The following is a 3,880-nucleotide window of genomic DNA, read 5'->3' as shown; positions in this document are numbered from 1 at the left end:
ATTTTTCAAGGAGCATTCTAAAATCGGCTTTAAACTTGTTGTACCAAGGGAATACGCTCATTTTCGCTCTGCGAAAGTTGAGTTAATGAAAACTGCGATCAAGAAAATGCTGACTGCAGAGGCAAATGCACTGATGGTGAATAGATAAGCAAACCCGGCAGCCATACCAATCAATTTTCCTGCTACAGTGGCACCCAAGGTTGAGCCCAGCGAGCGGAAGAGACTGAGATATCCTATTGCAGCACCTGTCTCTTTTGGCTCTATCGCTTGCAGGATCAAGACGTTAAGGGGTGCGCCGATGATGATGCCTACACCAAATCCCATGACCACAATGATCAACACGAAGATCGCCAGGGAATTTACAGCAAAGCCGAGCGAGAGTGCGCCCAGAATCGAAATCATGAATCCTAGCAGCAATACTTTTTTCGCGCCAATTTTATCCGCCATCGATCCACCTATGAGCGAAGCGATCACAGAAGAAATGGCGAACGGTGTGGCCAAAAGTCCCGAGCTGCCTTTTTCCATGCCGAGCATCGATTCTGTGAAAAATGGCAGGAAGTTGATCGAGGTAGCCATGACAAAGCCGGAAATGAGCGACGAAACGAGAAGCGTCACCGTGTTTTTCCTGGTAAAGTAGCCGGTATTCAGCAGCGGATCGGCTTGTTTCCTTTCGATCATTAACAGGAAGGGAATCAACACCAAGCCAGCAAGGATGAATATCCAACTGCTGCTCGAAATGCCGTACATGATGGCAAGGATCACGACGCTGAGCAAGATGATTCCAGGTAAATCAATCGGCTTTTTCACGATGGGCTGCTCCTGTTTCAGTCCAGTAACCAAAAGAAGGATGAGAATGGAAATCGGGATATTAATCAGGAAGATCCACTGCCATTCGAGCACCTTGAGGATCAGGCCACCAACGGAAGGACCTGCAATGGTTCCAATCCCAAACGCTACACCAATCAGACCTAATGCTTTCCCTCTTTTTTCAGGAGGTGTGGTAACAGCAATCTGAGCAGCAGTAATCGGGAATATACCCCCAGAGCCTATTGCTTGGACAGCGCGTCCCAGGAGAAACACTGTAAAATGAGAGGCAAATGCAGCGATGATCGATCCAATCGCGAACAAACTGATACCTATAATGAATGTTTGTTTTCGTCCCAATCGATCTGACAGCTTGCCTAACACCGGAATACTAACAGCGAAGGTAAGCGTATAAACCGTAAAACTCCAGACCCCCCAAGATTCACTCACTTGGTAAGCAGAAATAATGGAGCTTAAGGCCGGACCAACAATGCCATGATCAAGAGCACCCATAAAGATTCCAAGCAAGAAAGTGAACAGCATACGTCCGCGAGAAATGCCTGTTTTTTGTTGAACTTGAGGTATCGCTTCTGTGCTCATTTTTCATTCTCCTTATACGAATCATCTGATTTTCTAATGAATATATACTATACCCCTGTACCCTATATAGTCAACAAAAAATGACCAATGTTTTCTACAATGTTGACCGACCTCCCCAATCTTAACCGATGGAGAGGCCCTTTTTGATAAAATCAAGCTGATTCTGTATCGCATTGATTTGGCGCATGAGTTGGTCATTTGATCTGCATGTTGCCAGTTTCCAGTGTACGTCTTTTAATTGGATGATAATCTGTACAAGATCTTCTTCTAATCGCAATGTATTATTTTCCATTTCCTTCCCCTTCTCTTGGCAGCAATCCGAACCAATAATCAGACCAAGCCGCATCAACCCATTCGCTATTGAACTCTGGACGGGTGCCCATCCACATGAGCACCCCATCACGCATGGCACGAAAGGACATCACTTTTTTGGAAGAAAGATCTTGTCGGATGATACCCAGTGTCATGGCATCTTCAAAAATCGCTTCCATCTTCTCCTGAATCGTCTCATTCCAAGTAAGAATGTTTTTGAATATTTTCTCGCGAAGCTCGGGCTGCGCCAATAGAAGCAGCTGGCTCCAGAATGCATGGCGCTCTTTGTTCATGTAGTAATGACGGATAAATTCCACAAACTGATGGCGCAGCTTATCGTGGACATTCATCTCTTTCGACTCCTCAAACAACCGGTTCATCAGTGTTTCGGTATCTTTGGCTACATCTTCAAAGACCGCTAAAAACAGTTCCTCTTTTCCCTTGTAATGGGCGTATAAAGAGGCCTTCGTAATACCGACTCCGGCAGCCAAATCGCTCATAGACATACCATCGAATCCTCTTTGGGCAAAAAGCGATAAAGCGACCTGCTTGATTTTCTCTTTTGTTGACATGGCTATCGTATCACCCCTTTTAACAACCGAACGATCGGTAGGTTTATGGTATAATTTTCATTTGTGTACGTCAAGTAAAAAATTATGCTGTTCGCTATTTCATGTCCCTAAAATTAAAAAACCACCCTCATCAGGTGGCTTTACATGTTATGTATTAGGTGAAGGCGCGGGATTCGAACCCCGTCCGATCCCAGTTCCCCGCAGGGGTAAATCAGCGATACAGAAGCATCTCCGAGCGCAGTCACTCAATTATATTTCGGTTGAGCGCTAGTCACGTCACATGGGCGATGGAGTGGTCAAACCTCACTGGTTATTGATATTGTCATTTCCATGATAGGTTGCCGCCAGAAATAGCCAATCGGAGATAAAATTCGGCCAAAGGTTCGGCCGTCTACGTACAGCCAACGGATGGTACGAAACCGCCGTTTTAACCCCTCTGGGCGAATGCCACTTTTGCCGAAGGTTTTTCACTTCAGCCTCTTTTTCTGCAAAAAAAGATTGTGTAGCAACATTTCCTAAACAAAAGACAAACCGGGGTGACTTGCTCTGTAGCTGATCGAGTAAATGTTGTATACATGCCGCTCGCGCTGCTGGCTTGTCGTATGCCTTTTGAGGACGTCGCTTTAATACATAAGTAACGTATAAATCATAATCATGAAAACCTGCCTCATATGCCGCTTTTTGCAAAGTTTGCCTCGTCCCGCATATAAATGAATTTCCATCACCGTCTTCCCTTGCTCCCGGATTATCCAAAAGAATCAGGATCGGTGCATTTGGATTCCCCTCTCCCCAGATTAAACGGGAACCATGTGTAAATAGACCGCAGTCGCTGCAATTCTCCACACCAGTTGGAGGTTTTTCCTCTGGCCAGACTTTTAAGCATTTCCCCTCGATGACATCCATGCCTGTCACTCCCGCTCAAAATAATCTGTCATCTCTTAGCATGGGATAGATACTACAGTTCCAAACTTTAAAAAATGAAAAGGTTTTATCTGTCGCTTGCAGCGCATAAAAAAAACCACCCTCATCAGGTGGCTTTACATTTTATGTATTTGGTGGAGGCGTGACGCCCCTCCCTACTTCTTCTCAACGAGAGATAACAGCGCATAACTAATATGGTACTTATTTTTCAAGTGTAAACATGTAAACTTCCGGTTATCTCCTTCATTCCTTTTATATGATTCATTTATTCTTTATTCTATAGCAACCAGTAAATATCTAAATTCCCCGTATCTCTCCTCGCTAACCTTAGAATAATCCTGCCATTTCATTTGATAAGTACCGCTAAGGTTAATTCCTTCTTCCCTACCGCTCATCGTACCTAAGGACGTTCCTTCCTTCCAGCATAACCTTCCTTCAACAACTTTCCCTTCGTGTATTCTAAAATCTGCGTCGGCCGTTTCTTTTTTTAGAGGTTTTTTCCAGTAAGCACTATCATTGGTAAGAAGGATGGCGCAGCCACTCATATTTGGAAATATCCTTACCAATTCTTCTAGTTTTTGAACGTCCTTTATATAATCAAATCTTCCTTCTCAATAGCCCCTTAGGAAACTTGGACACATGGAGTGTAATTTAGTACACTATATGTGAAC

General features: G+C 44.2%; 4 protein-coding genes. All 4 read right to left on the bottom strand.

What is annotated here, in order from left to right; translation table 11 throughout:
• Positions 1–57: 57 nt before the first annotated feature.
• The 4 genes from EDM52_RS23615 to EDM52_RS23600 all read right to left on the bottom strand — a co-directional run bounded on the left by EDM52_RS23615 (position 58) and on the right by EDM52_RS23600 (position 3,754).
• The gene (locus EDM52_RS23615; RefSeq protein WP_122911349.1) at positions 58–1,404 is read right to left on the bottom strand and encodes an MFS transporter; all 1,347 of its coding nucleotides are present in this window, start codon (positions 1,402–1,404) and stop codon (positions 58–60) included.
• 281 nt (positions 1,405–1,685) lie between these two features.
• Positions 1,686–2,288: a TetR/AcrR family transcriptional regulator gene (locus tag EDM52_RS23610; protein ID WP_122911348.1), complete on the bottom strand. Its 603-nt coding sequence runs from the start codon at positions 2,286–2,288 to the stop codon at positions 1,686–1,688.
• Positions 2,289–2,591: 303 nt separating this feature from the next.
• Positions 2,592–3,191 (bottom strand): uracil-DNA glycosylase, encoded by a 600-nt coding sequence (locus EDM52_RS23605; RefSeq protein ID WP_122911347.1) that lies wholly within the window; start codon positions 3,189–3,191, stop codon positions 2,592–2,594.
• 290 nt (positions 3,192–3,481) lie between these two features.
• Positions 3,482–3,754, bottom strand: a complete 273-nt coding sequence (locus EDM52_RS23600; protein WP_122911346.1) for a hypothetical protein — start codon at positions 3,752–3,754, stop codon at positions 3,482–3,484.
• Positions 3,755–3,880: the final 126 nt, after the last annotated feature.

Source organism: Brevibacillus invocatus, assembly GCF_003710915.1.
GTDB lineage: Bacteria > Bacillota > Bacilli > Brevibacillales > Brevibacillaceae > Brevibacillus > Brevibacillus invocatus.
This window is presented reverse-complemented; position numbering and strand designations above follow the sequence as displayed.